This window comes from Mucilaginibacter rubeus, assembly GCF_003286415.2.
GTDB classification, from domain to species: domain Bacteria; phylum Bacteroidota; class Bacteroidia; order Sphingobacteriales; family Sphingobacteriaceae; genus Mucilaginibacter; species Mucilaginibacter rubeus_A.
Genome location: NZ_CP043450.1, coordinates 5,079,202 through 5,105,343, shown reverse-complemented (window position 1 = coordinate 5,105,343; position 26,142 = coordinate 5,079,202). Strand labels below are relative to the sequence as shown.

23 protein-coding genes are annotated in these 26,142 nt (G+C 44.4%); 8 read left to right on the top strand and 15 right to left on the bottom strand.

Annotated features, from left to right (window positions below; genetic code table 11):
- Positions 1–32 precede the first annotated feature (32 nt).
- A complete protein-coding gene (locus DEO27_RS20165; RefSeq protein WP_112575615.1) occupies positions 33–2,480 on the bottom strand; it encodes a bifunctional YncE family protein/alkaline phosphatase family protein in 2,448 nt (815 codons plus the stop codon).
- A 150-nt stretch (positions 2,481–2,630) separates the two neighbouring features.
- Here DEO27_RS20165 and DEO27_RS20160 point away from each other — a divergent pair, with 150 nt between their 5' ends.
- Both DEO27_RS20160 and DEO27_RS20155 read left to right on the top strand, forming a co-directional pair.
- A complete protein-coding gene (locus DEO27_RS20160) occupies positions 2,631–3,080 on the top strand; it encodes a hypothetical protein (protein WP_112575614.1) in 450 nt (149 codons plus the stop codon).
- A 64-nt stretch (positions 3,081–3,144) separates the two neighbouring features.
- Positions 3,145–3,570 (top strand): DUF2846 domain-containing protein, encoded by a 426-nt coding sequence (locus DEO27_RS20155; RefSeq protein ID WP_112575613.1) that lies wholly within the window; start codon positions 3,145–3,147, stop codon positions 3,568–3,570.
- Positions 3,571–3,576: 6 nt separating this feature from the next.
- Here the strand turns inward: DEO27_RS20155 and DEO27_RS20150 are convergent, their stop codons facing one another.
- The 6 genes from DEO27_RS20150 to DEO27_RS20125 form a co-directional block, all read right to left on the bottom strand.
- A complete protein-coding gene (locus DEO27_RS20150; RefSeq protein ID WP_112575612.1) occupies positions 3,577–4,467 on the bottom strand; it encodes a helix-turn-helix domain-containing protein in 891 nt (296 codons plus the stop codon).
- 68 nt (positions 4,468–4,535) lie between these two features.
- Positions 4,536–5,354 carry an SDR family NAD(P)-dependent oxidoreductase gene (locus tag DEO27_RS20145; protein ID WP_112575611.1) on the bottom strand — a complete coding sequence of 273 codons (819 nt, stop codon included), beginning with the start codon at positions 5,352–5,354 and terminating at the stop codon, positions 4,536–4,538.
- A gap of 149 nt (positions 5,355–5,503) precedes the next feature.
- The gene (locus DEO27_RS20140) at positions 5,504–6,280 is read right to left on the bottom strand and encodes a helix-turn-helix domain-containing protein (RefSeq protein WP_223818004.1); all 777 of its coding nucleotides are present in this window, start codon (positions 6,278–6,280) and stop codon (positions 5,504–5,506) included.
- 101 nt (positions 6,281–6,381) lie between these two features.
- Positions 6,382–7,353: an aldo/keto reductase gene (locus DEO27_RS20135; RefSeq protein WP_112575609.1), complete on the bottom strand. Its 972-nt coding sequence runs from the start codon at positions 7,351–7,353 to the stop codon at positions 6,382–6,384.
- Between the two features lie 134 nt (positions 7,354–7,487).
- Entirely contained in the window at positions 7,488–8,375 is an 888-nt protein-coding gene (locus tag DEO27_RS20130; protein ID WP_112575608.1) for a DMT family transporter, read from the bottom strand.
- Positions 8,376–8,381: 6 nt separating this feature from the next.
- Entirely contained in the window at positions 8,382–8,906 is a 525-nt protein-coding gene (locus DEO27_RS20125; protein WP_112575607.1) for a GNAT family N-acetyltransferase, read from the bottom strand.
- A 72-nt stretch (positions 8,907–8,978) separates the two neighbouring features.
- On the opposite strand from DEO27_RS20125, the gene DEO27_RS20120 reads away from it, so the two are divergent.
- Complete coding sequence (locus DEO27_RS20120; RefSeq protein ID WP_112575606.1) at positions 8,979–9,842, top strand: LysR family transcriptional regulator; 864 nt, start codon at positions 8,979–8,981, stop codon at positions 9,840–9,842.
- On the opposite strand, the gene DEO27_RS20115 is transcribed toward DEO27_RS20120, so the two are convergent.
- The 3 genes from DEO27_RS20115 to DEO27_RS20105 all read right to left on the bottom strand — a co-directional run bounded on the left by DEO27_RS20115 (position 9,823) and on the right by DEO27_RS20105 (position 13,144).
- Complete coding sequence (locus tag DEO27_RS20115; protein ID WP_112575605.1) at positions 9,823–11,358, bottom strand: FAD-dependent monooxygenase; 1,536 nt, start codon at positions 11,356–11,358, stop codon at positions 9,823–9,825. The two genes, DEO27_RS20120 and DEO27_RS20115, sit on opposite strands and share 20 nt — an antisense overlap.
- Positions 11,359–11,399: 41 nt before the next feature.
- Positions 11,400–12,221: an AraC family transcriptional regulator gene (locus tag DEO27_RS20110; protein WP_112575604.1), complete on the bottom strand. Its 822-nt coding sequence runs from the start codon at positions 12,219–12,221 to the stop codon at positions 11,400–11,402.
- A 110-nt stretch (positions 12,222–12,331) separates the two neighbouring features.
- The gene (locus tag DEO27_RS20105; protein ID WP_190295155.1) at positions 12,332–13,144 is read right to left on the bottom strand and encodes a class I SAM-dependent methyltransferase; all 813 of its coding nucleotides are present in this window, start codon (positions 13,142–13,144) and stop codon (positions 12,332–12,334) included.
- A 153-nt stretch (positions 13,145–13,297) separates the two neighbouring features.
- Between DEO27_RS20105 and DEO27_RS20100 the strand changes: the two genes are divergently transcribed.
- On the top strand, positions 13,298–14,197 hold the full coding sequence (locus tag DEO27_RS20100) for a helix-turn-helix domain-containing protein (RefSeq protein ID WP_112575602.1): 900 nt from the start codon (positions 13,298–13,300) through the stop codon (positions 14,195–14,197).
- A 49-nt stretch (positions 14,198–14,246) separates the two neighbouring features.
- On the opposite strand, the gene DEO27_RS20095 is transcribed toward DEO27_RS20100, so the two are convergent.
- A complete protein-coding gene (locus tag DEO27_RS20095) occupies positions 14,247–16,418 on the bottom strand; it encodes a TonB-dependent receptor (protein WP_112575601.1) in 2,172 nt (723 codons plus the stop codon).
- Positions 16,419–16,471: 53 nt separating this feature from the next.
- A complete protein-coding gene (locus DEO27_RS20090) occupies positions 16,472–16,870 on the bottom strand; it encodes a hypothetical protein (protein ID WP_146750145.1) in 399 nt (132 codons plus the stop codon).
- Positions 16,871–17,181: 311 nt separating this feature from the next.
- Here DEO27_RS20090 and DEO27_RS20085 point away from each other — a divergent pair, with 311 nt between their 5' ends.
- From DEO27_RS20085 to DEO27_RS20070, 4 genes are all read left to right on the top strand, one after another.
- Entirely contained in the window at positions 17,182–17,790 is a 609-nt protein-coding gene (locus DEO27_RS20085) for an RNA polymerase sigma factor (RefSeq protein ID WP_112575599.1), read from the top strand.
- Positions 17,791–17,905: 115 nt separating this feature from the next.
- Entirely contained in the window at positions 17,906–18,991 is a 1,086-nt protein-coding gene (locus DEO27_RS20080; RefSeq protein ID WP_112575598.1) for a FecR family protein, read from the top strand.
- Positions 18,992–19,225: 234 nt separating this feature from the next.
- The gene (locus tag DEO27_RS20075) at positions 19,226–22,627 is read left to right on the top strand and encodes a TonB-dependent receptor (protein ID WP_190295153.1); all 3,402 of its coding nucleotides are present in this window, start codon (positions 19,226–19,228) and stop codon (positions 22,625–22,627) included.
- Positions 22,628–22,639: 12 nt separating this feature from the next.
- Entirely contained in the window at positions 22,640–24,202 is a 1,563-nt protein-coding gene (locus DEO27_RS20070; protein WP_190295151.1) for a RagB/SusD family nutrient uptake outer membrane protein, read from the top strand.
- 208 nt (positions 24,203–24,410) lie between these two features.
- On the opposite strand, the gene DEO27_RS20065 is transcribed toward DEO27_RS20070, so the two are convergent.
- From DEO27_RS20065 to DEO27_RS20055, 3 genes are read right to left on the bottom strand one after another with little or no spacing between them, the layout of a single operon-like run.
- Positions 24,411–24,818 carry a very short patch repair endonuclease gene (locus DEO27_RS20065; protein ID WP_112575595.1) on the bottom strand — a complete coding sequence of 136 codons (408 nt, stop codon included), beginning with the start codon at positions 24,816–24,818 and terminating at the stop codon, positions 24,411–24,413.
- Positions 24,819–24,878: 60 nt separating this feature from the next.
- The gene (locus tag DEO27_RS20060; protein ID WP_112575594.1) at positions 24,879–25,511 is read right to left on the bottom strand and encodes a hypothetical protein; all 633 of its coding nucleotides are present in this window, start codon (positions 25,509–25,511) and stop codon (positions 24,879–24,881) included.
- Position 25,512: 1 nt separating this feature from the next.
- Entirely contained in the window at positions 25,513–26,142 is a 630-nt protein-coding gene (locus DEO27_RS20055; protein WP_112575593.1) for a response regulator, read from the bottom strand.

The window sequence follows — 26,142 nt, the reverse complement described above, 5'->3', positions numbered from 1 at the left end:
TAAAAATTCGAGTTCAGACACAAGTTAACAAATCAATCATCATCCTGTTCTTTTTTAGGTTCTAAAATTACAAAGGCGCTCCTTTTTGGCGCAGGCATGACAGACGACTCGCCTTTTACGTACTTCCAAACCACCTCATTCAACTCAATATCCGGTGCCGCGTCTTCTTTAGCAAAATTAAATAGCTCGGAGCGTTTGCTGCTTTCGTTTACAGCTATGTTGCGCTGTTCAAGGTCAACCTGTGCTGCTTTTGCGGTGTAAGGTGTAAAGTCGGGCTTGCTGGTAAAGCAATCATATAACGGCATAGCTGCGGCATCATACTGGCTCATTGGCGGAAGGCCTAAAATAAGCTCCATGGTACGCAAAACGCCCGAGGTTGAATACATCCCATGAATCACCGCGTTCCGCTTTACATACGGCCCTGCAACAAACACAGGCGAACGGTGAGCGTCGATATGATCGGGGCCGTTTTGAGCGTCATCTTCCAAAATAAAAACTACCGATTCTTTCCAGATAGGGCTGTGCGATAAATGCTCAATAAACTGGCCTATGGCAAGGTCATTATCGCCAACCGCTGCAATAGGAGATATGGCACCTTTACGTTGTCCGCTGGTATGGTCGTTCGAAATACGTACCGTGTTGAAATGCGGTACAGCATTTATAGTCAGTAACGAATCAAAATCATGCGCCCAGATCTCAGTACGTTTTACATCTTTAACATTTAGATCGAATCCCGGCGATTTTACACAAAAATGCCCTTCAAGCGATTTTAAGTTTGCCTTGCCCGGGTTGCCATCGCTCACAAACTCGCCATAAGTACGGTAGCTTACGCCTGCACGTTTACAATAATCCCATATAAAGCCATCGCGTGGATAGGCTGCTTTGCGGGTGCCTTCAAAATCATAATTACCACCGCGACCGCCATAACTGGTTGGCCAGGTTTTTTCCACAAAATCCGTAGCATAAGCCGCCATGCTCCAGTTGTGGCCGTCGGCACTTACCTCGGCATCAACATAAAAGTTATCCAGCAACACAAACTCGTTGGCTATGGCGTGGTGATTAGGTGTTACTTTATTACCGAAAATACACAGCGATGTATCACCGTTACCCTGTGGCATGTCACCTAAAACCTGGTCGTAAGTACGGTTTTCTTTAATGATGTAGAACACATATTTAATTGGCGATTTTTCACCTACCCGGCGGGGGATTGGATTGCCTTCTTCGCCCTTGGCTGTTTTTTCAACTTTGGCGGTAAATGGTGTATTGGCATAAACCTGCTTGGTATAAGTTTTCAGCTCGGCATCGGTTGGCGTATTGATGAAGGATAAGGTACCTTTAAACAAGCCACCGATATACTGCTCACGGCTGTTTATTGCGCCTTGTTTGTAACCGCTGTTATCCGTTTTTTTCACAGGTTGTGGCCCTCTTGGGTTAGCCATTGATGAAAAGCCTTTGCCGTTTGATACCAGGATTTTATCACCTAACATTTTTACGTTGGTTGGGTACCAGCCAACCGGGATAAAGCCCTTGCTTTTGCTGCTGCCGGGCATAGTAACGTCAAATACGGCAAGGCAATTGTTATCGGCATTGGCTATGTATAATGTTTTTCCGTTAGCTGAAAGCGCAAGGCCGTTACTGGTTGAACCGGTAAGGCGGGTAGGATAAAGGGCCGTAGAAATGGTTTCGATTATTTTATGTGTGGTTGTATTTACTACAGATACCGCATTGTCGTTAGCATCGGCCACGTACAGGAATTTTCCTTTTTTATCTAAAAGCAGTTCGTTGGGGTGGCTGCTGGTTTTGATAGTACTAAAGCTTTGGGTTGCAATGTTATAAAAGCCAAGCATATCGCCACCCCATAAAGAAATATAGAGCGTTTTTTCATCCGGAGATAAAACGCAGCTGTAAGCTTCGGCCGGAAGTTTTACCTGTTTAAGGATCTCTTTTTTATCAGGATCGATAATATAAAGGGTACTGTCTTCTTTGGTAACCGAATACAGGCGGCTGTTGCTTTTGTTGGTTACCATGCCTGTAGGGCATGCCTTGTTTTTAGGCCATGCATTTGGGGCTAACTTAATGGTATCAGGTGTTCCCAGTTTGTTATTGGCGATGTTGAATACCAGGATCCAGTTATCGTTTCCGCCCGATGCATACAATTTTTTCTCGTCGCGGCTGAAAGCAAGGCCATACCATGATTTTTTTACCACCACTTCGTCAAGCAGTTTTTCATTTTTAGGGTCGATCAGCTGTACCGATTGTGTGCTTTGGCCGTTATTGGTAACTGCCAGTAATTTGCCCGATGACGATAGCTGCATATTAAGCGGCAGGTCGCCAAGAGGCAGTGAACGCCCGGCGGGACTAAGCTTCCATCCGTTAGGTAATAATACCTGTCCTGTTTGCTCGATTTTACCCGGAGTTTGGGCGAACGATTGTAGCGCCGCACTTAAAAGGGTAATGCCGGCGATGAATTTTAGTTTCATAAGAAAACGATTGTAGCCAAAATTACAAATTCGTTTTATTCTGAAAGGCTTATTAACGGAAACTTAACATGACTTTTGAACTACAGATTTCCTACAGAATTTAAAATGGTTATTTTAGTAAACTTGAAATGTTGAACAAAAGTCCCTGCCATGTTTAATTTATTCAGAAAGAAGCAAATACCACTCATAATACATCAATATAAAAACTTGATTATTGCCCTTCCTGCGCATTGGCAGTATGAATCTGAAGGCGAGGATCAGGAGGCTTGTTTTGACCCGAAATCGAATAGTACCCTGCGTTTTAATATTATTGAGGCAATACCTCCACCGGGAATAACTGAAGAGGAAAATTTGAAATTGCTGATCGCTGATCTGCCTTACGCAACCACAGTACATGGAAACCTTTTAGCAGGGCCTGCTTATAAAGAGTCGGGCGATAATGGTACGATGATTACGCTTATTACCTGGCGATTGATAAAGCCTGAAAGAACGATGGCGGTTATTACCTATACTGTTTTATCTGCTGAGAAGGATTCATCATCAGAAAATGAAACGCTTAAGCTGATCAGAACCTCGTTGCTAAATGCGCAATTAACGTAGTTAACAAGGTTTTGAAGTTTTAAAATGCTATATTGAACATACTTACTACTTAAACTTTATATCTATGAAAACTATTAAATTCTTCGCTTTTTTAACATTTATGCTGGCTGTGTCCTTTAAAGGTTTTTCACAAACTAAAACAGGACAGGTCTACCTGATCCGGGTAACGGGGTATGCAGGATCGGCGGTTAATTACAGGTTTTATGTTGATGATAAACTTGTCTGCAAAATGAAAAATAAAACTTTTTCCATACATGATATAGCTCCCGGTCAGCATACGGTTAGCGTAGTTAGCGGCGGCCTGTCAAATGGAAAAAAATCGGCACCATTAACAATAACTGTTGAAGAAGGAAAAGTGAATTATGTAAGCGTTGTTAGTACCGAGGCCGGATATGTAAACAAAATAACCTGCCAGGAAATTACCCAAAACTCAGCGGATCCGCTATTAGCAAAGGTCAAACAGAAAAAAGATTGTGAAACAGCAGAGTAAAAGCCGTTAATTAACCAACTGCTTTTTAAACTGGTTGGGGCTGATGCCTGTTTCCTTTTTAAACAACCGCGAAAAATATGGCAAATTTTCAAAGCCGAGTTCATACGCAATTTCAGAAACGCTTTGGTAATCACTTTTGAGGCGGTTTTTGGCTTCGTTTACCAGGTAAATATGGATCAGTTCAATAGCTGTTTTCCCTGTTTCCTGCTTAAGTAAGTCGCTTAGGTAACGCGGCGACAGATTGAGTTGCGAAGCTAACACGTTAACAGATGGCAGTCCCTGGGTTAACAGTAATCCATTTTTAAAGTAGGCGGCCAACACTTCATTGAATTTTGATACAGTTTTACCCGAAAGTTCGGTACGGTTAATAAACTGGCGTTTGTAAAACCGTTGGGAGTATTTCAGGATCGAGTCAATATGGGTGAGCATAATATCGCGGCTGTACTCGTCGGTATTATTGCGGTATTCGGCTTCTATCTTGTAATAAAGGTCCCACATGATCTGCTCTTCTGAGGGCGAAAGGTGCAGGGCTTCGTTGGCCTCGTAATCAAAGAAAGCATATTTGCTTATCTCGGTATGCAGAAAGTGCCCGTTCAGAAAATCCTCATGAATGAACATGATAAACGCATCTTCATCATATTCAACACTGTTAAACTGAATTACCTGCCGGGGTTTGATAAACATCATGCTGCCGTTATCATGGTCATATTTGGTGCGGCCATACATGATCTGCCCTGCTTTAAGCTTTTTAAACCCGATCATATAAAAATCGGATGTAAATTCCCTCTCGCCAAACCCGCAGGTATGGGTACACCTGTACAAACTGAAAAGCGGGTTCTCCGGCATCGGAAAACCGTTAGACCGGTGCATGTCGGTCAAATTTTTAAAATGCTGCATGATGAATAAAGTTAAACAAATCTACGCCGGAATACGGCGTAGATTATGTCAGGATAATACCATTTATATTATTTACCGTGTGCTGCCGAGGCAACTTCATTCCAGCTGTCCCATTCTGTAGTACGGCCTTCATAAGTTTGTTTAACCCAAGGGTAAGCGTATTTACCAAGGAATAAACGCAAAGGAGGATTATCGCTGTCAATCAATTGAAGTACAGCATCGGTAGTTGCTTCTGGTACACCGAAAATTTCGTCGGTTAAACCAGCCTGGAAAGCAGCGCGTACAGCGTCATACTCCGGCATTGCCACAGTTTGCGCGGCAGATGCACCTGCCCAGTCGGTTGCAAAGCCATTTGGTTCAATTAATGATACCTTTATCCCAAAGTCTTTTACTTCGGTAGCTAATGTTTCACTTAAACCTTCCACTGCAAATTTAGAGGCATTGTATATACCCAGCACAGGCAGGGTAATGAGCCCCAGCACGCTTGAAAGCTGAATGATATGGCCGTGACCCTGCTCACGCATAACCGGTAATACGGCTTGCGATAACCATAGCAAGCCAAAAAAGTTGGTTTCCATCTGCTCGCGGGCTTCCTGCTCGGTGGTTTCTTCTATGCTACCAAATAAGCCGTAACCTGCGTTATTGATCAGTACATCAATGCTGCCGAAATGTTCTTTGGCTTTGTTGATAGCTGCAAAATCAGCAGCACGGTCATTAACGTCTAACTGTAGCGGTAAAATATTGTTGCCATATTTGTTAACCAGATCGTCCAGCGAGCTTAAGTCGCGGGCGGTTGCTACTACTTTATCGCCTCTTTGCAATAGTGCCTCGGCCCATAGTTTACCGAAGCCACGTGATGCGCCGGTAATGAAAATTGTCTTTGCCATTTTTGTTGTTTTTAAATGATAAGACAAAATTAAAGCGGCAACTGCAGAGCCATTTATACAGAAGTAGGGAACACTGATACATTTTTACGCAGGCGCTTATAATTGGTAATGGGAGTGTCATTAGCGTGAAAAGTAAGCGGTAAAGCTTATCAAATTAAAGAGCTTCCTGGCTCCAATATCCATTCGGTAGGGGCCTTGCCGAATTTTTTCTTGAAGGAGTAGGAAAAATGAGCGAGGCTTTCGAAGCCAAGGTCGAGGTATATGGCGGATGGTTTTTTGTTTCTTTTTTCTATCAAACGGCGGGCTTCCGTTAGCCGCTTTTCCTGCAGCCAGTGCCGGGGCGCCATACCGAATATTTTTTGAAAATCGCGCTTAAACCCGGCAAGGCTTCTTCCTGTTAACCTCGCGAATTTTTCGACAGGGATATTGAAATGGAAATTGCTGTGCATAAACTTTTCCAGGTCCATTTTATAAGGCTCCGAAAAATCAAACAGGAAATTCTTTAGTTCGGGCATCATATTGATAAGGAGGTATACCGCCTCCTTTACTTTTAATATGCCCATGGCATTGGTAATCTGTTCGTTCGGGTGATGAACGTACGGGATTACTGATTGAAAAAAAGCATGCAGGAAATCATTTTTAGGAATAAGTATGTTGGGCGGGCCATCATACTTATTCCCTATTTCTATTTGTTCGTCAAGCGCGATTTTCCTGAGCAGGTCTTCTTTTAAACAAATAACAATAGTTTGATATTCCTCCCCGTCAAGCGGTGTCTTGGTGAGCTCGCCCAACTGGTTTCTATGGATCAGCAGCATCTGGCCTTTTTCCATCGAAATTTTCTCGCTGGCAGTCTCCATCGTAAAACGACCGGAAACCTGCAATACCAGGGTAGTATGTTCCAGGAATGCTACTTTATCTTTTCTCATTGCAGAGAGGTAAGAGTAAAAGAGCACGCCCGGAATAATTTCAGTTGGGTTAACCATTAATGTAAAGATATAAAATGAGGAGGGCTTATCGTAACAAGCTGTTATCGCTGCAAATAGGTACTGCCCAATATCGCGCCAGGCGCAAAGGTTGTATTAAGCGCGTCCATTTCTGCCGCAGTAAACTCAATACCCATGGCCGCTATGTTTTCGGGCAGGCGCGAACGGCGGCTCATGCTTACCAGTGGCATCATATGATCGCCCTGCGCGTTAACCCAGGCTATGGCTACCTGCGTAGGCGTAAATCCTTTATCTTTTGCTATATGTTTTAATACCTCAACTTTCTCCAGGTTTTTAACCAGGTTTTCGCCCTGAAAACGTGAAAAATGGTTATGATAACTATCGGCCGGAAGAGGTGCTTTCATGTCGCCGGTCAGCAGGCCTTCGGCTGTGTTGGCAAAGGCAACAACGCCAATGCCTAACTCTTTTGCAGTTGGCAGCAGGTCGCTTTCAATTTGCCTGTCGGCTAAAGAATAGCCTATCTCCAATGCTGATACAGGATATACACTATTGGCCTTGCGCAATTGCTCTGATGTGATTTCAGAAACGCCAAGGTGACGCACTTTTCCTTCTTTAATGAGGTCGGCAATGGTGCCTATCACATCTTCTACCGGAACACTGTTATCTAACCTGCATGGCTGATAAAGATCAATAGTATCTATACCCAAACGTACTAAAGAGTAATTGATGAAGTTTTTGATAGCTACCGGGCGCAGATCAAGCCCAAGCCATTGGCCGCCATAAAATATCGCGCCAAATTTTACGCTGATAAAGGCATCATCCCTGCGGCCTTTAATGGCTTTACCTACCAGCAGCTCGTTATGGCCCGCGCCATAAAAATCGCCGGTGTTCAGAAAATTAATGCCATTATCCAATGCCTCCTGAATGGTGGCAATACTTTCATTTTCGTCGCCGGCGCGGCTTCCCCAAACTGAAGACATGCGCATGCAGCCTAATCCAAGTTTAGAAACCAATGGTCCGTTTTTGCCAAGGGCTATTTTTGATATTGTTGTCATCGTTGTTTTGTTTTATGAATAACAATACAAAGATGCAGGTTGTTCGCTCCCGGCCGATTTCTTCTACGGCTCAAATTACTTACCTGTATGGCTCATGACTGTAGCGCGTATCCCACTGTAGTTATTGTTGATTGCTACAATGAAGATTTTTTAAGGCTTGCCTGCTTCCCGAAAAACTTAACTTCGGATATAAGTGTTGCCAAAAAAATAAGGCTGCCACCTAAAAGTAAACGCCAGGTAAACCCTTCGCCCAAAATGAAAAAGGCGGCTATAGCTCCGAATACCGGTTCAAAAAGATAAATGATGGATACCCTTTCGGCGCTGATATGTCGTTGCGCGATATTTGATACCGTGTACATGTAGGCCGTAGAGAACAGGGAACAGTAGGCAATCCCTATCCAGAAGGTGTTGCTTTCCGGCAACCAGTTGGTATTAACATCGCTTACAGCAATGCAACCGGTAAATAATGCACATGCGGCAAACATCGGCACAATGGTGTTTACTATATCTTTTGACCGGGAATGCGTTTCTACTTTGATGAGGTAAACGGCAAAGGCAACAGCCCCGGCAATGGTGTATAAATCGCCAATGTTAACCGAAAAATCTTTATTGATTGAAATGATGGATAAGCCGATTAGAGCAATAGTTGCCGCAATCCAGATTTTGGCCGGGGCGACGGTTTTGTACAAAATAATTTTGAGTAAGGGAATAATCACCACACACATACCCGCCACAAATGAGCATTGCGAGGCGGTACTGTACTTAATACCCAGTGTTTGAAAATAGATGCCGGCAGTGAGCGGAACAGCTAAAGCAACCCCTATTTTTACAGAAATCCACTTGATTGCTTTTAAACGTTTCCAAAAGATGATGGAAAGTACTGTTGTTGCAGCTAAAAAACGATAAAACAAAAACGCCGATGACGATGCCTGGCCTATAGCCAGTTTGGTCACCGAAAATGAGATACCCCAAAACGCGGTACCTAATATCAATAAAACAAGCAATATATTTTTTTTACCCATCTCTTATCAGTCTGTTAATATTTTTTTCATCATTAAATCAATTTGCTCATCAGCACCTAACCGGAAGATATGCTGATCAAATTCTATAAAACCATTCTTTTTATAAAAGCTGATAGCCCTTTGATTTTTTTCCCATACCCCAAGCCATACATATTTAGCGCTGATCTCGTTTGCTATCTGGATAGCCTTGTTGTAAAGCAGTTGGCCTACTTTTTTACCATGAAAACCCTGCAATACATAGATCCGCTCAATTTCGAGCGCGTAGGTATCTTTAATTTCTGTTTGCGCCTCCCCGAGGTTTAGCTTCAGGTAACCAATTACTTCGCCGTTTAATGCCGCGAAGTAAAATTGAGACAGGTCGTTACTTAGTTCGGTGGTCAATTTTTCTGCGGAAAGGCTTTCGTTGAGATAAGTATTCATATCCTCTTCAGTATTAACTGCCGAAAAGGTTTCAAAGAATGTATTTACACTTATTTGCTGAAGTTGAATGACATCGGCTTGTTCAACCTTATCAATCGTTAAATTTTCCATAGCACAAATTTACTGTATCGTTATATGCTATAAAATGCTATTTTTTGATCTATTAATGCGTAAATTGCATTAATGGATTTTCAGCAGATCAGATATTTTTTAGCCTTAGCACAGGAACTTCATTTTTGGAACACGGCCGGTAAAATGAATATTACCCAATCGGCGCTTAGCCGTCAGATCCAGTCGCTTGAGAGTGAGCTGGGGGTACTGTTATTTGAGCGTAATAAGCGAAATGTTAAACTAACCCCGGCGGGTAAGTTTTTAAAGGATAAGTGGGAGGTGGAGCTGAACGAACTGGAATTTATTCATCAGTTTGCCCGTCAAATACATTTGGGCGAAAGGGGAACGATAAGGATAGCACATCCTGACTCTATCTCCGCGTCGATTATTCCCGATATTATGGCGAATATCTCTAACGCGTTTCCTAAGTTGCAGATAGAACTGGTACAGGTACTGTATGAAAATCAGCAGGAATTTTTACTGAACTATAAAATTGATCTGATCATTACCCGGGATATGAATAGCGCTCCCGGTATCCGGTCGGAGAAAATTTACACCGATAACCTGTCGATCGTTGTTCCGGAAAACCACCCATATCGCACTATAGACGATCTTTCTAAAGAAACACTCCGGCAACAAAAATTTATACTGCCAATAAAAGATGAGGGCAGCAGCTATAGTGATATTATTCATCAAATGTTTAAGGCGCTGGAGGTTGTGCCTGATGTTTACCTGCATTCAGAATTCGGGTCGACCATTATAGCGTTGGTACGGAAAGGCCTTGGCGTAGCGATACTGCCCGATTCTTATATGTATCATGAAAGCCCGGGATTACGGTTTATTAAACTGCCTTTTAAAACCGATCTGTATCTTAACTGGCGTGCCGAAGACCATAATCCCGTGCTGTCAAATGTGCTTAAATTGATTTTGAATTAATAACAAACCATCGGGCTGCGGCTTCTTCAAGTCCATTCAAATCGAAAGATTTATCGGAAGCCCAGGCGATGATGCCGTCGGGGCGTATCAACAAAGCGCTCAAGCCTAATTGTTCTTTAGCGCTGCCGGAAATATAGCTGATCTGACTGCTATATTCAGTTGCAAAGGTTTTAAGCGAATCATTGCCGTCGAAATCAAGCAGGATGCCTTTACCATCGTGCATTAATTCACCAATGGCTGAACCATCTTCAAACTCAAAATTGGGAACGCTGTGACCGGTTAACGGATGGTTACCGTTAAGCCTGTAATGTGTATGAATCCCCCATACCCGGCCTGCAAAATAGGTAGCGCCGTCTCGCGTATTGATCAGATCACGGATCACAGCGTTCAGCGCACGGGCACCCGGATCAGGTTTCATGATAGCTACCTGGGCACGCGACCAATCTAAAACCTGTGTGCCAATGGGGTATCGTTCGGTATAATAACTGTCCAGCAAACCTTCGGGGGCTTCCTCCCGGATAGTTGCGGCGAGTTTCCAGCCCAGGTTCATGGCATCGCCCAGGCCAAGGTTTAATCCCTGCCCACCCAGCGGCGAGTGGATGTGCGCGGCATCGCCGGCTAAAAGTATCTTGCCATTACGGTAAGTTGTAGCTTGTCGTGCGCGGTCGGTCCAGGTGGTGGCGGTGTGAAGGGCGTTGATGGTAACATCGGTGCCTGATACGCGGCGCAACACCTCCTGAACATGTTCAAGCGTAATTGGCTTGTCCGAACTATGAAATGCACCGCCATCAAAATCCTGGATCACCACGTAACCCGGTTGCGACTGCATGTACATGCCTCTTTCTGTCACATTTCGACCGGGCTTAAGCTTTTCCGGGTCAGCTATATCGATCCGGGTAGTGTAGCCCGTAAATTCGGGTTCGGTACCGGCAAATTCAAAACCACCCAGTTTGCGCACAACGCTCCGGCTGCCGTCGCAGCCTACGAGCCATTTGGCTTTAAAAGATTGATGGCCCGCCTCAACAGTAACTTCATCGGCGTTTTGCTGAAAGCCGGTAATGGCGAGCCCGCGCTTGATCTCCACACCCAGTGATTCTGCCCGGCGGGCGAATACCGTTTCAAGTTCCTGCATTTCAGAAATTAAACTTGTTGCGGGAGAGCCTGGCAGGCGGTATTCCCATTGTGAAGTGTCAACGTTACCTTCCAAAAACGGGATACCGGCAAAATGCCCTACCTGGCGTTGTGCTCCCTCTTTGGCATGTAAGTGAGGGTTTTTAATGCGTTTATGCACCTCAAGCTGTTCAAGCAAGCCCCGGCGATAAAGCGCCTCAATGGTAGGTGCCGAGAGGCCACGAATGCCGAAAGGCAATTGCTTTAAAGGAGTATTGGGGGCTTCGGCTTTTTCCAGTATCAGGACTGAGCATTTGGCCAAAGCGAGTTCGCAGGCAAGGAACAGTCCTACAGGCCCTGCTCCGGAGATGATTACATCATATGTAGATTGATCTTGTGCTTTCATTTTAAATAAATTGATGCACAAAATTGTGAAATGCCGCTGGATCAGGATTGTATAAACGCGACAAAATCATTGCTGCTTACTGCCTGTTTCCTTTTATTGGCTTTGCGGGCAAAGGCAGCAGGCGTGGTGCCGCTGTAGCGCTTAAATTCACGGCTCAGGTGCGATTGATCAGTATAGCCTAACTCATGGGCCAGGCCCGCGAGATTGATATCCGGATTATGCCATAATTGGTTTCGCACCTGCTCAAAACGGATCAGTGCGGATACATCCTTAACTGTATGGCCGGAAGACTGCTTAAAGTTCCGTTCCAATGTACGGACGGTGGCATGTGCCGCCTCTGCTATCTGGCTCACAGGTATGGTGCCATTTGCTTTCCGCATGGCAGAGCCGGCTTTAAACAGCATATTGTTTGTAGCAAGTTGCAGACGTACATCCAGGAAGTACTGTTTTATTGTAGCTATGGCTTCATCTATCTTTCCGGTATTAACCAGTTCATTCAAAGAGGGTTGAAGCCGGGCGACAGGATGTTCAAACACGTGCATACCACCTTTGCCGGATGGCAGGCCGAGCAGATCAAATACCGTCCAGGGAAAAAAACGCACGCCGATGATCTCCAACCGGTTTTTTGTGTAAAAAATAGCCGGTTGATTGAGCAGTCCCATCATAAACGGGGAAGGTAAAGGTTGCAAGCCCTCCTTATATGAGACACTAAAAATGCTGCCGAAATAAAAGATGATTTCCACATAGCCATCAGGTTGTACTTCAAAGGCCGATTGTTGTTCGCCAAAATCGCCGGTGTTGTACCAAAAGCATTTTATGATATCCTTAAGCTCTTCGGGAGGTTCAAATTCCTGGTGCTGCATTTTTAAAGATAGGGTATTTTGTTTGCAGTAGGTGTTGATAGCCGGATCCTGAGCTACAAAATAACTTAGGAAAAAGCCTCAGATCTTTTGATCTAAGGCTTTTTCCTGAATTACTTAATCACCGTAACTTTTAAGTATTTGGCGTTTATGGACGTACTGTTTTCGGTATCGCTTTTGTTTTGACTGTTGAACAGTGTTTCCAGTTCCTGCTGTAGCTCTGCGCTTTTGTTATTTTTTTCGGCGGCTTCAAATGCATTCATGGTAGGGCCATAATAGTTTTTGAAAGCCTCAACAAACTTTGTTGGGCTATAAGGAGCCTTGAAAGTAAATGTTTCTTTAGCAAAGTAAATATTTTCCTTCCTGATGCCCGCGTTAACGAAGCGCTCTATCACACTTTCTTCAACTCCCCACAGCATCGGACTGATAAAGCCCTCGGGTGGCGGTGGCATATAAGCCGAACTGATTTTGAGTATCTGCGCTACCAGGGTAGGGTCGCCGGGAATCCAGTTACCCATAACAATTTTACCGCCGGGACGTACCACGCGCACCATTTCTTTTGCAACATCCAAAGGTTTTGGTGCGAACATAGCGCCAAATATGCTAACCACAAGGTCAAATGAATTATCTTTTAATTGGTTCAGATCACTTGCATCGCCTTCGCTGAATGTGCATTGAGTTAGTCCTTCTGCCTTGGCGCGCGCGTTTCCTGCTGCCACAAGGTTCGCTGCTATATCAACGCCTGAAACATCGGCGCCAAGCCTTGCTTCCGGAATGGCGGTTGTACCATCGCCGCACCCAAGGTCAAGTACCCTGAGGTTTTTGGTGATTCCTAATTTACTAACCAGCTCTTCGCCACTCTCTCGCATAGTTGCTGCAATTTGTGTGAAGTCGCCTTTTTCCCATAGTGCTTTGTTGGGGTTCATAATGTTGATGATTTAAATATTTGATTTTCAAATTGTTTATTTGTATTTAGTAATATCAAAGGTAGCTTTGAAAGCAAAAGAGCGTTTGTCTGAAAAGTCCAGATAAATGACTTTGAAGTCCAAATGTGATAAAATTTAGGTTTTAGGTGTTTTATGAAAAATCTGTATGAAAGTGTGCTGCAGCATCCGAATTATCACCGGCAGTTTAGCTGTAATGACTCACTGATCACCATATTTAGTTGCCCGGCAGAAGCGCGTTTGATGAAGAACAAGTTTTCTACACTTTGGACGCAATTCAATTACCTTTTTTATGTGGTGGAGGGTAAAAAGATCTGGCATACATCTGAAGGTTCTTACAGTATTGAGGCCGGCAATTGTGTATTTGTGAGGAAGGGCGCTTTTGTACTGGAGCAATTTTTCGATATCGGCTTTTGCCTGGTGCTGTTTTTTATTCCGGATGATTTTATTTGCCAAACACTTGGTAAAAAATTTAATCCACCTGTTAAGCAATCCAGCCATCGGCAGGTGATCAGGTTAAACTCCTCCGATACGCTGGCCGGGTTCTTTCATTCTATGGCTTCCTATTTCAGCGAAGCAAGGGAGCCCGCGCAATCCTTACTGGAATTAAAATTTAAAGAACTGATTTTAACCATAGCGGATAAGCCCGTTAACGCCGAGTTGTTATCTTATTTCTGTACGCTGGTAAACGAGCCAGGCACGGCGGCCCTGGAACGGATCATGACTGATAATTTTCGTTATAATCTGAAGATAGAAGAATTTGCCCAGCTCAGTAATCGCAGCCTCTCTGCATTTAAACGCGACTTTCATGCTGTTTTTAATGCTACGCCGGGCAGGTGGCTACTGGAAAGGCGTTTGTTTTACGCCAAAAGCCTGTTAAGTATTAATAGTAAGAAAGCGGTAAGCGATGTAGCTTTTGAAAGCGGGTTTGAAACATTGGCCCATTTTAGCAGGGCATTTAAACAGCGCTTTGGCGTAACCCCGTCGTCGATGGCTCGTATACCGACGGGAGCAGAAGTAGCCCCGGAAGAGTAAAAAAATAAAAAGCCTCAGATCGTACGATCTGAGGCTTTGATCTGAGCTATCAATTCAGGAGTTTGATCCTTATTCCAGCATTTATCACAGCGCCATCCAGCGGCGCGTAAATGTCTTTAAAGATCGGGCTCGACATAGGGCCGGTATAGATGGTGCCCCATCTGCTTTGCCGCTGATCGGTCAGGTTTTCTCCGTTAATGAATATATCGAAGTGTTTCCACATTTTTTGAACCAGCAGTCCGAATGTCCAGTAGGAGCGGCCGGTAGTACCATCGCCCAATAATTGAGCTCCGGTGTAAAAGCCTTCTATACCTGCGCGGAAACTATTCTCAATTTCATAAGTCATATCCGCATTCAGCTGGTGTTTAGGCGTTAATGTTTGCGCTGATGCCAAGCCGTTAAAGTGGCGCTGAACATCTGTATAGGTATAACCCAGGTAAATACCCAGTTCGTCCATGAGTAGTTTCATATTGGTTTCGGTGCCTTTGCTTAATAGGTAGCCTGGCGCGTTGATGAAAGCATTATGCTGCAAGATCAGCGGATCGTTTACCCGGGTCAGGAAAAATAATTGATTAACCTGCAGAAAAGCATCGCCAACAACACCCTTATAATTAACATCCCAATTTGCCCCTGACGAGCGCTCGGCTTTGGTTGCTCCTATGTTCAGGGGCTGCAAATAACGATAGCCTTGTTCTTCGGCATCGTCATTAAATATATCGGGCATCTTATAACCAAGGCCACCGCCAATACGGCTGGTCCAATGTTCGTTCAACCTGAAAAGGCCATTTACGCGGGGCAATAAAAACAAACCGTTTGACGGCGTAGCAGGTGAGGGGGAGTTTCCGTCAAGCCGCAAGCCACTTTCAACCGCGAACCATTTTGCCGGTTTAAAAGTATTTTGTGCAAACAACCCGTAGGTATTGCGGCTATAACCCAGATTGGCGCTGCCATCTTTTGGGGTTAAATGATCTGTCCAAACATCCGCTCCGGCTACCCAATTGGCAACTTTGCCATTGCGCACATAATTTGCCTCTGTGTAAGATGAAACCTGAACGCCCCTGAAATTGAATTGAGGCTGACTGAGCTTGCGGTTAAAATAGCCCACAGTATTTTTGAAGTTGAACTGACTGTTGCTATCGAGCTTATGGGTGTAAGAAAATTGCGAAGACAAGCGGTCGCTGATGTTATGTTCAAAATACTGATGCAGGTTATCAGGGTGGCCACGAAGAACCTGCATATCGCCGCCTTTGCGATCCTCGTGCAATATATTTACACCAAACCACAGGGAATCTTTACTTCCAGGCTTCCAGAAAATCCTGGGGTTAAGCAAAAAACGGTTGGTTTTAGGGATTGCCGAAAAACCGGTGCTGCCAGGATCATAAGCTCCGTTATAATTATAGACACCGAAAATGGTTGTGCCTACCTCGTGCCATTGCTGGCTATAAAATCCGCTTGCATCAGTTCCTTTGGCTGTGTTTTGGTTAAGCAGGAAGTTAAGCTCCGGCTTTTTGCCCGGAGTTTTGCTGATCAGGTTTACCAGGCCAGCTATAGCGCCGCCACCATATAGGGTAGAAGCGGAGCCTTTGATGATCTCGACCTGTTTCAAGTTTAGTGGCGATACCTGTACCAGGCCCAGTCCGCCCGAAAAACCATCATAAGTTGGCAGACCGTCCTGTAGTAATTGTGTGTACCGGCTGTCAAGGCCTTCGATACGGAAACTGGCAAGGCCGCTCACCGCCGAAGTGGCTTGTATATGCACACCTGTGATTTCCCCCAGCAGCATTTTAATATCGCCGGGGCGCATGGTGCCTTTTTCGTCAAGCTCTTCGGGAGGCAAGGCTTCAATGCGGGTAGGTATCTCACTGCGGTTTCGGCCGGTGCGGTTGGTTTGTATAACCACTTCGGCCAGCTCGCCGGCCATCGGTTCCAGGTAAACTTCTACCGTTTCATCAAGTGACTTTAACGGAAATGCCAAAGTCTTATCTGCCGGCAAGTATCCCACCATGCTCAGCTTTATCTCGTATTTGCCGGAGGGAATATTCTTGATAATAATATGACCGCTGGTGTCGGAAACACCACCTTTTTTAAGATCGGCGATATAGGCCGTGACGCCGGTCAAGGGTAGTTTGCTCTGATCGTCTTTCACAACCAGGTGTAAAGTATGTTGTGCGCGTGCCGAAAAAGAAAGCAGCAGCACAACCCATAAAAGTAGTTTGCGCATGAAAAATTAGCGTGTAGCGTAAAAAAATAAATAGATTAGGAATGTGGGGTGGCTTACGCTAACGGAGGGCGGAATAAGGATGGGTGATAATCACTTAAGGCAGCAGGAGGCAGGTAAACAGCATGATGGTCGGGTCCTGCCGGGGCTGGTAATAACCTGATCAAAGGCACACCGGGCTGGATAATGGTAGCGAAAGCGGCCGAACGCTGAAACTGGAGATCGCCTGCTTTGGATGGCTGGTCATGCTGATTATGACCCAACAGATCTTTGCCGTTCAGCAAATAATCGCCGATGAAATCGAGTACACCTTTTTCGTCGGGCGAAACCACTTTTTCATACGCCTGATACATGCGGGGCAGTTCTTTCAGCAGGGAAAAATCGCCCAGTGGCAAAGCTACGCTGCCAAAGAGTAAGAGCCCGGCCATTAAGAAAGCTGTAATCCTTCTGATCATCGCGCCTAAGATAAACAGCAATTCTGAATAAAATCGGGGGATTTTAGCTGGCCAAGCCATGGATAACGTTCATGCAATATTAAAGCGATACAAATTTTATTGGGTTGTGTTTACATCGCGAAGCAATTGATAGCGCTTTCGATTGACCCCGTAAATTGTAACTTTTGTCTCAGTTGTAAGATGTTCAGGTATTTTAATTGATTTTTATCTAACTTTCGTTTTATTTTGTTGAATCCGTTTTCCGGTAAACCGGAGATCAACCAATTAATTTAGCTATTTATCTTCCCGGGACGCAGAAAGTGACGAGATCAATGGGTGCAATAAAGGATTTCACGGCCGCCGTTAAAGAAACAGATCTTTGGGATCTTTTCAGAGCGGGTAACCGGGATGCTTATACCGAGCTGGTGAGCAGGTATGCCAAAGCCCTTTTTAACTATGGTTACCGTTTTAACCAGGATGAAGCTTTTATTGAAGATTGTATACAGGACCTGTTTTTTGATCTTTGGGAGGGACGGGAGCGCATTAACGCCACGCCGGCGGTAAAAGGCTATCTTTTTAAAGCTATGCGCCATCGTGTTTTTCGCGAACAGGCAAACTGGCAACGAAACCAGGCGCTTGACGAATCCTATGATTTCCTGGTTGATTTCAGTATTGAAACCCGGCTGATTGCTGAGTTTGATGTCACATTACTTAGCACACGGGTACAACAGGTACTCAACGAGTTGCCGCCACGCCACAGGGAGGTACTTTATCTTCGCTTTTTTGAAGAACTGGATTTTAACGAGATCGAACAGATCATGGGTATTAACAGGCAATCGGTTCACAACCTGCTGCAACGTGCCTATAAAAGCTTCAAAGCCAACTGGGCGGTGTTTGTTTTTGTATTGATGCTTATAAAAACTTCTAAATTAATTCATTGATATTTAGTGTTTTATATATTAAATTAAAATTCCTTCATTTTTTTTGCCGGTAAGTGAGTATTCCGGGGCGGTTTTCTGATATATAGGGTGTAACCAACTGTACACCGACGCCCAGATGACCGATTATTCGAACTTCGAAGTTGAAGACTTTCTGCATGATGATTTTTTTATTGCCTGGGTTTTGAAAAAAGAACCGGATCATGATGCTTTTTGGGCGGAGTGGCTGAGCCAATACCCGGAAAAACAAAAAACAATTGATGAAGCAGCTGCGATAGCCGGATCAATCAGGATCAAGCCCCTGAAAGTTAGCCTGTCTGACGAGAAGGTAAACGCAATGATTGCCGGTCTGCAGCAAAGGATCAGTGTACCGGAAAAAAAGAAAACCGCTATTTACCGAACAATGTGGGTCAGGGTAGCCGCGGCTATTTGCCTATTTGCTACTGTTGGAGTATGGTTTTATCTGTCAAACTATAAAAAGATAAATCAGGGGCCGGTAATCGAGATCGTCAATATGCTGAATGTCTCCAACCAAAGTCATGTGGCTAAACTGATCCGCATGAGTGATGGGAGCCTGGCGGTTATAAAACCAGGATCGTCATTGCGATATCCCGCTACATTTGGTGATACCAGGGACGTTGTGTTAACCGGCGAAGCTTTTTTTGAAGTACATAAAAATCCCCATAAACCATTTCTTGTCCACAACGGAAATATCATTGTTAAAGTGCTTGGTACCAGCTTTACAGTTAAAAGCATAGCCGGAAAGCAGGACGTTAAGGTAGTAGTAAACACAGGACGTGTTTCCGTATATGATGGTGCCGCGGATGAAAAGGATCCCGATCGGCCTAAAGAAGTTATTCTTACCCAAAACCAGCAGGTGGTTTTCTCGGCCGGTAAGCAGAATAATGAAAAACAATTGCTCCCCCGTCCGCTCATCTTGTCGCAGGTACGGGCCCTTAAAGAATTTACGTTTGATAATGCCCCGGTTATTTCAGTTATAGAGAAGATCAATAAAGCCTACGGCGTAAACATTGAGTACGACCGCGAGAAACTGGAAAAACTTACCCTGACAACCTCAATTTCAGAAAAACCATTGGATGAAAAGGTGAGGATCATTTGTAAAGCATTAAATATGGAATGCAGTTTTAAGGACGGACGGATCATCATAGGTTCGCCGGATGATAAAATTAGCGCCGGCAGATAATCAATTAGTACAATTTAAATCAAATTATGAAGAAAAGCAGATCACCCGACATCAACCCTCAATAAACAAAAACCGGCAATATTTGCGGTACTGCCGGTTAAGTTGTTTGCCCCATTTTTCACACGTTCAAATGTTTCTTGGCCCAGGGCCGAGGTGGGGCTTTTTTTGCCAGTTACCAAATCAATAACTAACCAAAACTAAAGTATGAAATATAAACCTATACTCCTAAAAATAATGAGAATTACGCTTGTACAGTTAACTATAATTCTTACATTATTCGGAAGTGCTTTTGCCAAAACTTCAAGAGCCCAGGCGGCTCTTGAAACCCGTGTTTCGATATCAGAATCAAATAAATCGCTTAAAAGTGTCCTGAGGACGCTGGAAAGCAAAAGTCATGTTTCCTTTACCTTTGTGTCAGAACTGATCAATGCCAATCAAAAGGTTAATTTATCGGTAAGCGACCTTAAATTAAGCGAAGTGCTTGATTTGCTTTTATCGCCAATCAATCTCAGTTATGAGGCTTCGGGTAATGTCATTGTGATCAGCAACAAAGATATTCAGCAAAACGTCATGACTATTATCCGCCCGGAAATAGATTTATCACGGGCACCTGTAAAAGGCAATGTGGTTGATGAAAAAGGCCTGCCGCTTCCGGGTGTATCTGTCAAAATCAAAGGCACCCAAACCGGAACAGTGACCGACGTAAATGGCGACTTTTCTTTAAATGTGGCTCCGGGTACGGTGTTAATAGTAAGTTATATCGGTTTTGAAACCCAGGAAGTTACTGCAGGTGCTGAACCGGTGAAAGTTAAACTGGTATCCAGCAGCAGCAGCCTTAACGAGGTTGTAGTTGTAGGTGCTACGTTTAAAAAATCAGATTTAACCGGTGCGGTAGCCAGTATCGAATCAAAAACACTTGAAGAAAGGCCGGTTACTAACGTAGGTGAAGCTTTGCAGGGCCGCGTTTCGGGTGTTTTTGTAAGCGGAGGTTCAAAGCCGAGCGATGATGCCAGCATCCGTATCCGTGGCATCAATACCATTAACTCCGGCTCAAGCCCGATATATGTGGTTGATGGTTTGGTTATGGAAAACAACCTGGGCGGCTTTAAATCTATTAACCTGAATGATGTTTCATCGGTTCAGGTGCTGAAGGATGCATCTGCTACCGCTTTATACGGTTCAAGAGGTGCCAACGGCGTTGTGATCATCACTACTAAAAAAGGTAAAAGAAAAGCAGGCGACGGCACGGTTACTTATGAAGGCTGGGCTGGTTTTACAAACATCATGCGCATGCCTTCAACCATGAATGCCAATCAGTTATTTGACCTGCGTACCGATGCCTACGCCAATGGTTACCTAAAAGATAATCCGACTGCCAACCGCCAGGACTATATCAACAACACGTTGCTGAAAACCAATATCGCTTTTTCGCAGCAGGAATTTGATACCCATAACAGTGGTCAGAGTTTTAACTGGCTTGATCAGGTAAAACAAACAGGCTATCAGCAAAATCATTCGGTTGCGTTTTCGGGTGGTTCAGAACGTGGTACTTTTTATTTAAGTATGGGTTACGCGGGCACAAAAGGTATTATCGACGAAACCAAACAGAATAAATATACCGGCCGCTTTAATGCCGAATATGATGTTAAACGCTGGTTAAAAGTTGGTACCAATACCGGTTTTACCCGTACTGATGATAATATACCTACCGATGATGTGTATAACAAGGCGCTTAACGGCAACCCGCTTTTAAATTATAATCCTTATAAAGATCCGGCAACCCGTTATAACAGCGATTATCTTACGGTATATTACCGGTCGCACGGAGAACAGAATAATAACGATTTCAACCCTTTCAACTCGCTTGACATCACCCGTCAGCAAAACAGGAACAGGTTGGTAACATCAAATTATCTGAACATTAACCCGATCAAAGGCCTGGATATCCGCTCAACTTTTGCCGTTGATTATGCGCAGCAAACGTTCTTTACGTTTACTCCTAACAATATTCAGGAGGCTATCCGTAATTATAACGGCGACGCGCGTGCAAAACACGAGCGCTGGAGCGATCTTTACTGGCAGTGGGATAACACGGCTACCTACAACACCACCTTTGCCGGAAAGCATCATTTTACCGGCTTGTTAGGTACAAGTACCAGTAAACGCAGCTCGAATTATACCCTTGCCCAGGGCGATCGTTTTGCCAGCAATGATCTTTCATACTATGACCTTGGTGGCGCTGCAGCGGTAGAAAAATCGGTACTTGGATCGGATTTCTATGCCTATTCATTGTTTTCGGTAATTGCCAGGGCTAACTATGATTACGACAACAGGTATTATTTAACAGCTACCGCCCGTCGTGACGGTTCATCAAGGTTTGCTGCTGATAAACGCTGGGGTACATTCCCTTCAGTTTCTGCTGCCTGGGCTGTTACCAATGAAAGCTTTTTTAAAGGTCAGAAGGTTTTTGATCTGTTGAAACTTCGTGTTGGTTACGGTGTGGTAGGTAACCAGGATATTGGTAACTACGCTTACCAAACGCTTTATGGTTCAAGGATTGATAACGGCAGCGCTTTGATCGTAAATGACGGCCGGAGAGGCAACCCGAATATCACCTGGGAAAAGCAGAAACAAGCCAACGTAGGTTTGGATATGGCGTTCTTTAAATCGCGCTTAAACGTAACCGCCGACGCGTTTTACATCAACAACGACAATCTGCTGCTTAACCGTTCATTAGCCACCACAACCGGCTATACGCAGGAGTGGGAAAATATCGGTCGTATCAACAACAAGGGTATAGAGCTATCCATTAACGGTCAAATTGTTCAAAGTAAAGACTGGAACTGGAACCTGGGTGGCAACATTTCCTTCACCAGGAACAAGGTTGAAAAACTATATGGGGGCGCTACAGAGATCTATAACCTGTACGAAAACGTTATCCAGCGTGAAGGCAATATCTTCCTTGGTCAATCGCTGCATACCATTTATACCTATGTTTCGGGTGGTATTGCGCAGGAATCAAATCGTGCCGAATGGCAGGGGCTTAATTACAACGGAAAAACAGTTGGCCTGGGCGACCTGTTTGCCAAAGACGTATCTGGCCCGAACGGTGTAAAAGACGGTGTTGTTGACCAGTATGACCGCCAGGTTGTAGGTAAATCAGATCCTAAATTCTTTGGTGGTTTCTCAACAGATTTTTCTTACAAGAATTTTGCTTTAAACGCGGTATTTGTTTACTCGGTAGGCGCTAAAAAGGTGAGCAGCTACTATGAAGGTTTGATCAACAGTTATGGCGAAAGCATGGCTTCAACAGACCTGCTTAACCGCTGGACGCCTCAGAACACGAACACTAATATCCCGAAAGTGATTGCTAATACCAGCTATAACAGGTACAATCCATCGGATCTGGATTACAGCATACAGAACGCGTCGTACCTGCGCCTTTCAACCTTGACCTTATCTTATAATTTTTCGGATAAGCTGTTAAGCCAGTGGAAGGTAAACCGTCTGCGTGTTTATGCAACCGGTTCAAACCTGTTCCTGGTAACCAAGTACAAAGGCATAGATCCGGAAACCGGAGATTATGGCTATCCGCCGGTTAGAAGCTTTGTTTTAGGCGTCAACTTTGGATTTTAAACCTGAATGATTATGAAAAAGACATTATTTACCATATGCCTTGCAGGCGCATTATTAAGTACTGTTTCCTGCAAAAAATTCCTGACCGAGGATAGCCTGACCAAACTGGATGAGTCGAAGGTATATTCCGACGTAAATTTGATCGAAACCAGCCTGAAAGGGGTGTACTCCAACTTTAAGAACTTCCGTACCGACGAGCAAGGCCTGATCACGATGATGGGTACCGACGAAACTCAGCAGGGCGCTTTTCAAATGAAAAGCGATCCGCAAAAGGGTGGCCTCGACAGGTATGACCTTAACCTTAACTCTTTATTGCCTCACCTGGCCAATCAATGGAATATCCGCTGGCCGGTGGTTAATGAGTCGGCCAAGATCATCAATGGTTTGGAAAAACTGAATGCAAAAGCAGGTACCCGCGAAGGCAATTTGCTGGGCGAGGCTTATTTTGTACGTGGTTTTGTTGACTTTGAACTGGCGATGTACTGGGGTGAGATCCCGATCCGCGATATCAGCAGAGAATCTACGTTGGGCTTTAAACGTCAGCCGCTTAAAGATGTGTGGACATTTATAATCAATGACTTTACTAAAGCCTCTCAACTGTGTCCGCAAACCAACACTGCCGGAAGGGCCACCATTGGTGCAGCTTTTGCCATGCTTGGAAAGGCATATATGTCGGCCCCGGAAAGTACCGGTTTAAGGAATTTTGACAGTGCAAGGCTGGCCTTTGAGCAGATGATGGGCAAATACTCGCTGGTGGCTTACAAGGATTTGTGGGACTATACTAAAAGCAATACGGCTGAGTCGATATTCGAGTTTCAGTTTAGTCCGGTTTACCCTAACAACAATAAACTGCAGTTCCAGATTGGCTCACGTGCAGTACAGGCAGCCTTTGGTGATGGCTGTTACTATTCGGGTTATGATAAGATTGTGCCAACAGTTCATGCTTATGAAACTGTTGCCAACGGCGGTATTTGGGAAGATGGTGACTTGCGCAAAGACGAAAGCATTCGTTATGATTTCACTTATTATGGAACCACGCCTACTTTAGACCCAATCCTGTGGGAAGACCTCGGAACAAATTACGACGAGCTGAAACCTCACGTGAAAAAATATGAGGATTTCCGTACGGATAAGCATTCTGACCAGAAGATCAACAACGAGTGGAACTCAGGAAAGAACATTCCTGTGCTGCGTCTCGGCGATATCAAACTTTGCTACGCGGAATGTTTGAACGAACTCGGAAAAACCAATGATGCCGTTAACGTGGTGAACGAAGTACGTACCCGCGCCTGGGGCGGAACCTTGCCGGCAGATAAACGCTGGACAGCCCTATCGCAGGATGCTTTCAGGACCGCGATCATGGACGAGCGGATCCGCGAGCTTTTTGCAGAAAACTGGCGCCGTATTGACCTTATCCGTACCGGTAAGTTTATCGAATACGTAAAGACACGTAATAAGTGGGCAAAAGAGTCCGGCTCATTACAAGCCTTTCAAATGCTTTACCCAATCCCCGACGTAGAGATGAAGCTAAACGATCAGATCACCCCGGAGGATCAGAATCCTGGTTATAAATAAAGCAAAAAATCCCGGCGCGATAGCGCCGGGATTTTTTTATGATGCACCGGACAATTTCACGAGTTTTTTGACGCCATTTTAGTTTAGAGCAAATTCAACTGTCACCGTCAGGTCTGGTCTAAATGAAATTGTTGATTCCAATTTGATCTTTCTTTTTAGCATCCATTTTTTTAACAAGGTAATTCGTTTCTAGGGCGTGTAGTGATATTTATTTAAGCTTCTCGGCAATATCCGATATAACTGACGATAAATTCGTTTTTAGCTTGCACTCCCAAATAATAATAACATTCCATCCCGCCGCTTCTAAGCTTTTCTGGTGCGCGCTATCACGGGCTACGTTTGCTGCAAATTTTGGGCTCCAATACTCTAGATTTGATTTTGGCGTGGTAGCTGCCCGACAATTTTCGTGTCGATGCCAAAAGCAACCGTGAACAAAAATTACCGTTCGATATTTGGGAAATACAATATCCGGACGGCCAGGCAGGTTTTTGTCATGTATCCGATATCGATACCCTAGGGCGAATAGGGCTTTGCGTAATTTGATCTCTGGCTTGGTATCTTTGGAGTGGACCAAAGCCATAACCTCGCTGCGTTTCTTTGGTGGCCAAATATCCATAATAGATTGATCTGATTGTCTTTAGAAAGACAGGCGCAAGCGAGTTTTGTTGTCGAATTATTAATTTTCTAAAGTATCTCGTGTAAGAGTTCCGCTCTCATGAAAGGTTAGACAGTTTAAATTTCGTAGCAAAAATGCGGCAGCAACATTCATTTTTTGATCAAGAAAAGACCTGGCCTGTTCCCGGTATTTAGTCTTCATTGCCTCGACAGATGCGGTTAGAGGGTCTCCGGTGGTTAGAAAATGGATCAGCCCGCTATTTTCGCACGCGATAAAAAGAACATCGTCATCCGGGTTTCTCGGCAGCCTCACTTCGTCATTGTAGCCGACATAGCCCAGGCAACCTTCAGCGATCAATGAATCTTTAAGCTTAATTCCTGAATAGCAGCAATTGGTGTAAACCAGGCTCGATCCAAAATAGTAGGAATTACCGCCATGAACATAACCGCTGCCGTCTGCCGTAGATGTCAGAGCATCTTCGCAGCCGTGCGAAAAAGCTGCGAGGATAAATTTGCCACCGTTAAAAGTACCTATTGTTTTCTCGACTTCTGCAGAAGTGCAAAGATCGCCGTTCAAAAGCACGACATTGTTGCCTTGCAGATCGACTTCGTTTGTTAAATGATTATGCGAGAGAGCGCAATTAGTACCAATATCGGCGTCCTTATCGTCCGAAACAAATATTACATTAAGCATGTTATTCGCCTCCGCCTATTTTGGTTTGATCGGTAAGCAAAAGATCGACCGCTAATACTAAAATATCGTTTGCTATCTGCTGGCCAATGCCATTATTGTCGCCTCCGCGAAGCGATTGCAAGATGTCAAGGAGAGAGTAGGTGCTTCCGCTTCTCGATTTTAAGAATGGCCTTTGCTGCTCATCAGGAGTATGCCGCAGTATCCACTCTTCCAGTGCACCGTCGACGCGAAGATTAATATGATTTTCGGCATCCTTGACAATATTTAAAATTTCCTTTGCCGGCTTATCGCGCTGAACGATATACCATGCATGGCCGTTGACCAGGCTGGTAAGGCCTTTTTTGGACACTTGCTCGATGTTGCCGGTCATCACAATAAAGCAAACAAGCGCGCTTTGCTTTGCGATAGCATTAAAAACATCGACGCCTACTTCTTGGCCGTTAAACATAATATCAAGCAGTACAATAACTTTACGTGAAAGGCTCTCTTCAATGAATTTTACGCCGTCCGAGGAATTTTGAAATAAATGCACATTATCGGCAGTGTATTCATTTTCCAGAAAGCCGTATAATGGTTGGCTTTGGGTAAAATCGTCATCAATAATTACAATAAGCGGCTTTGTGGTTGCCAT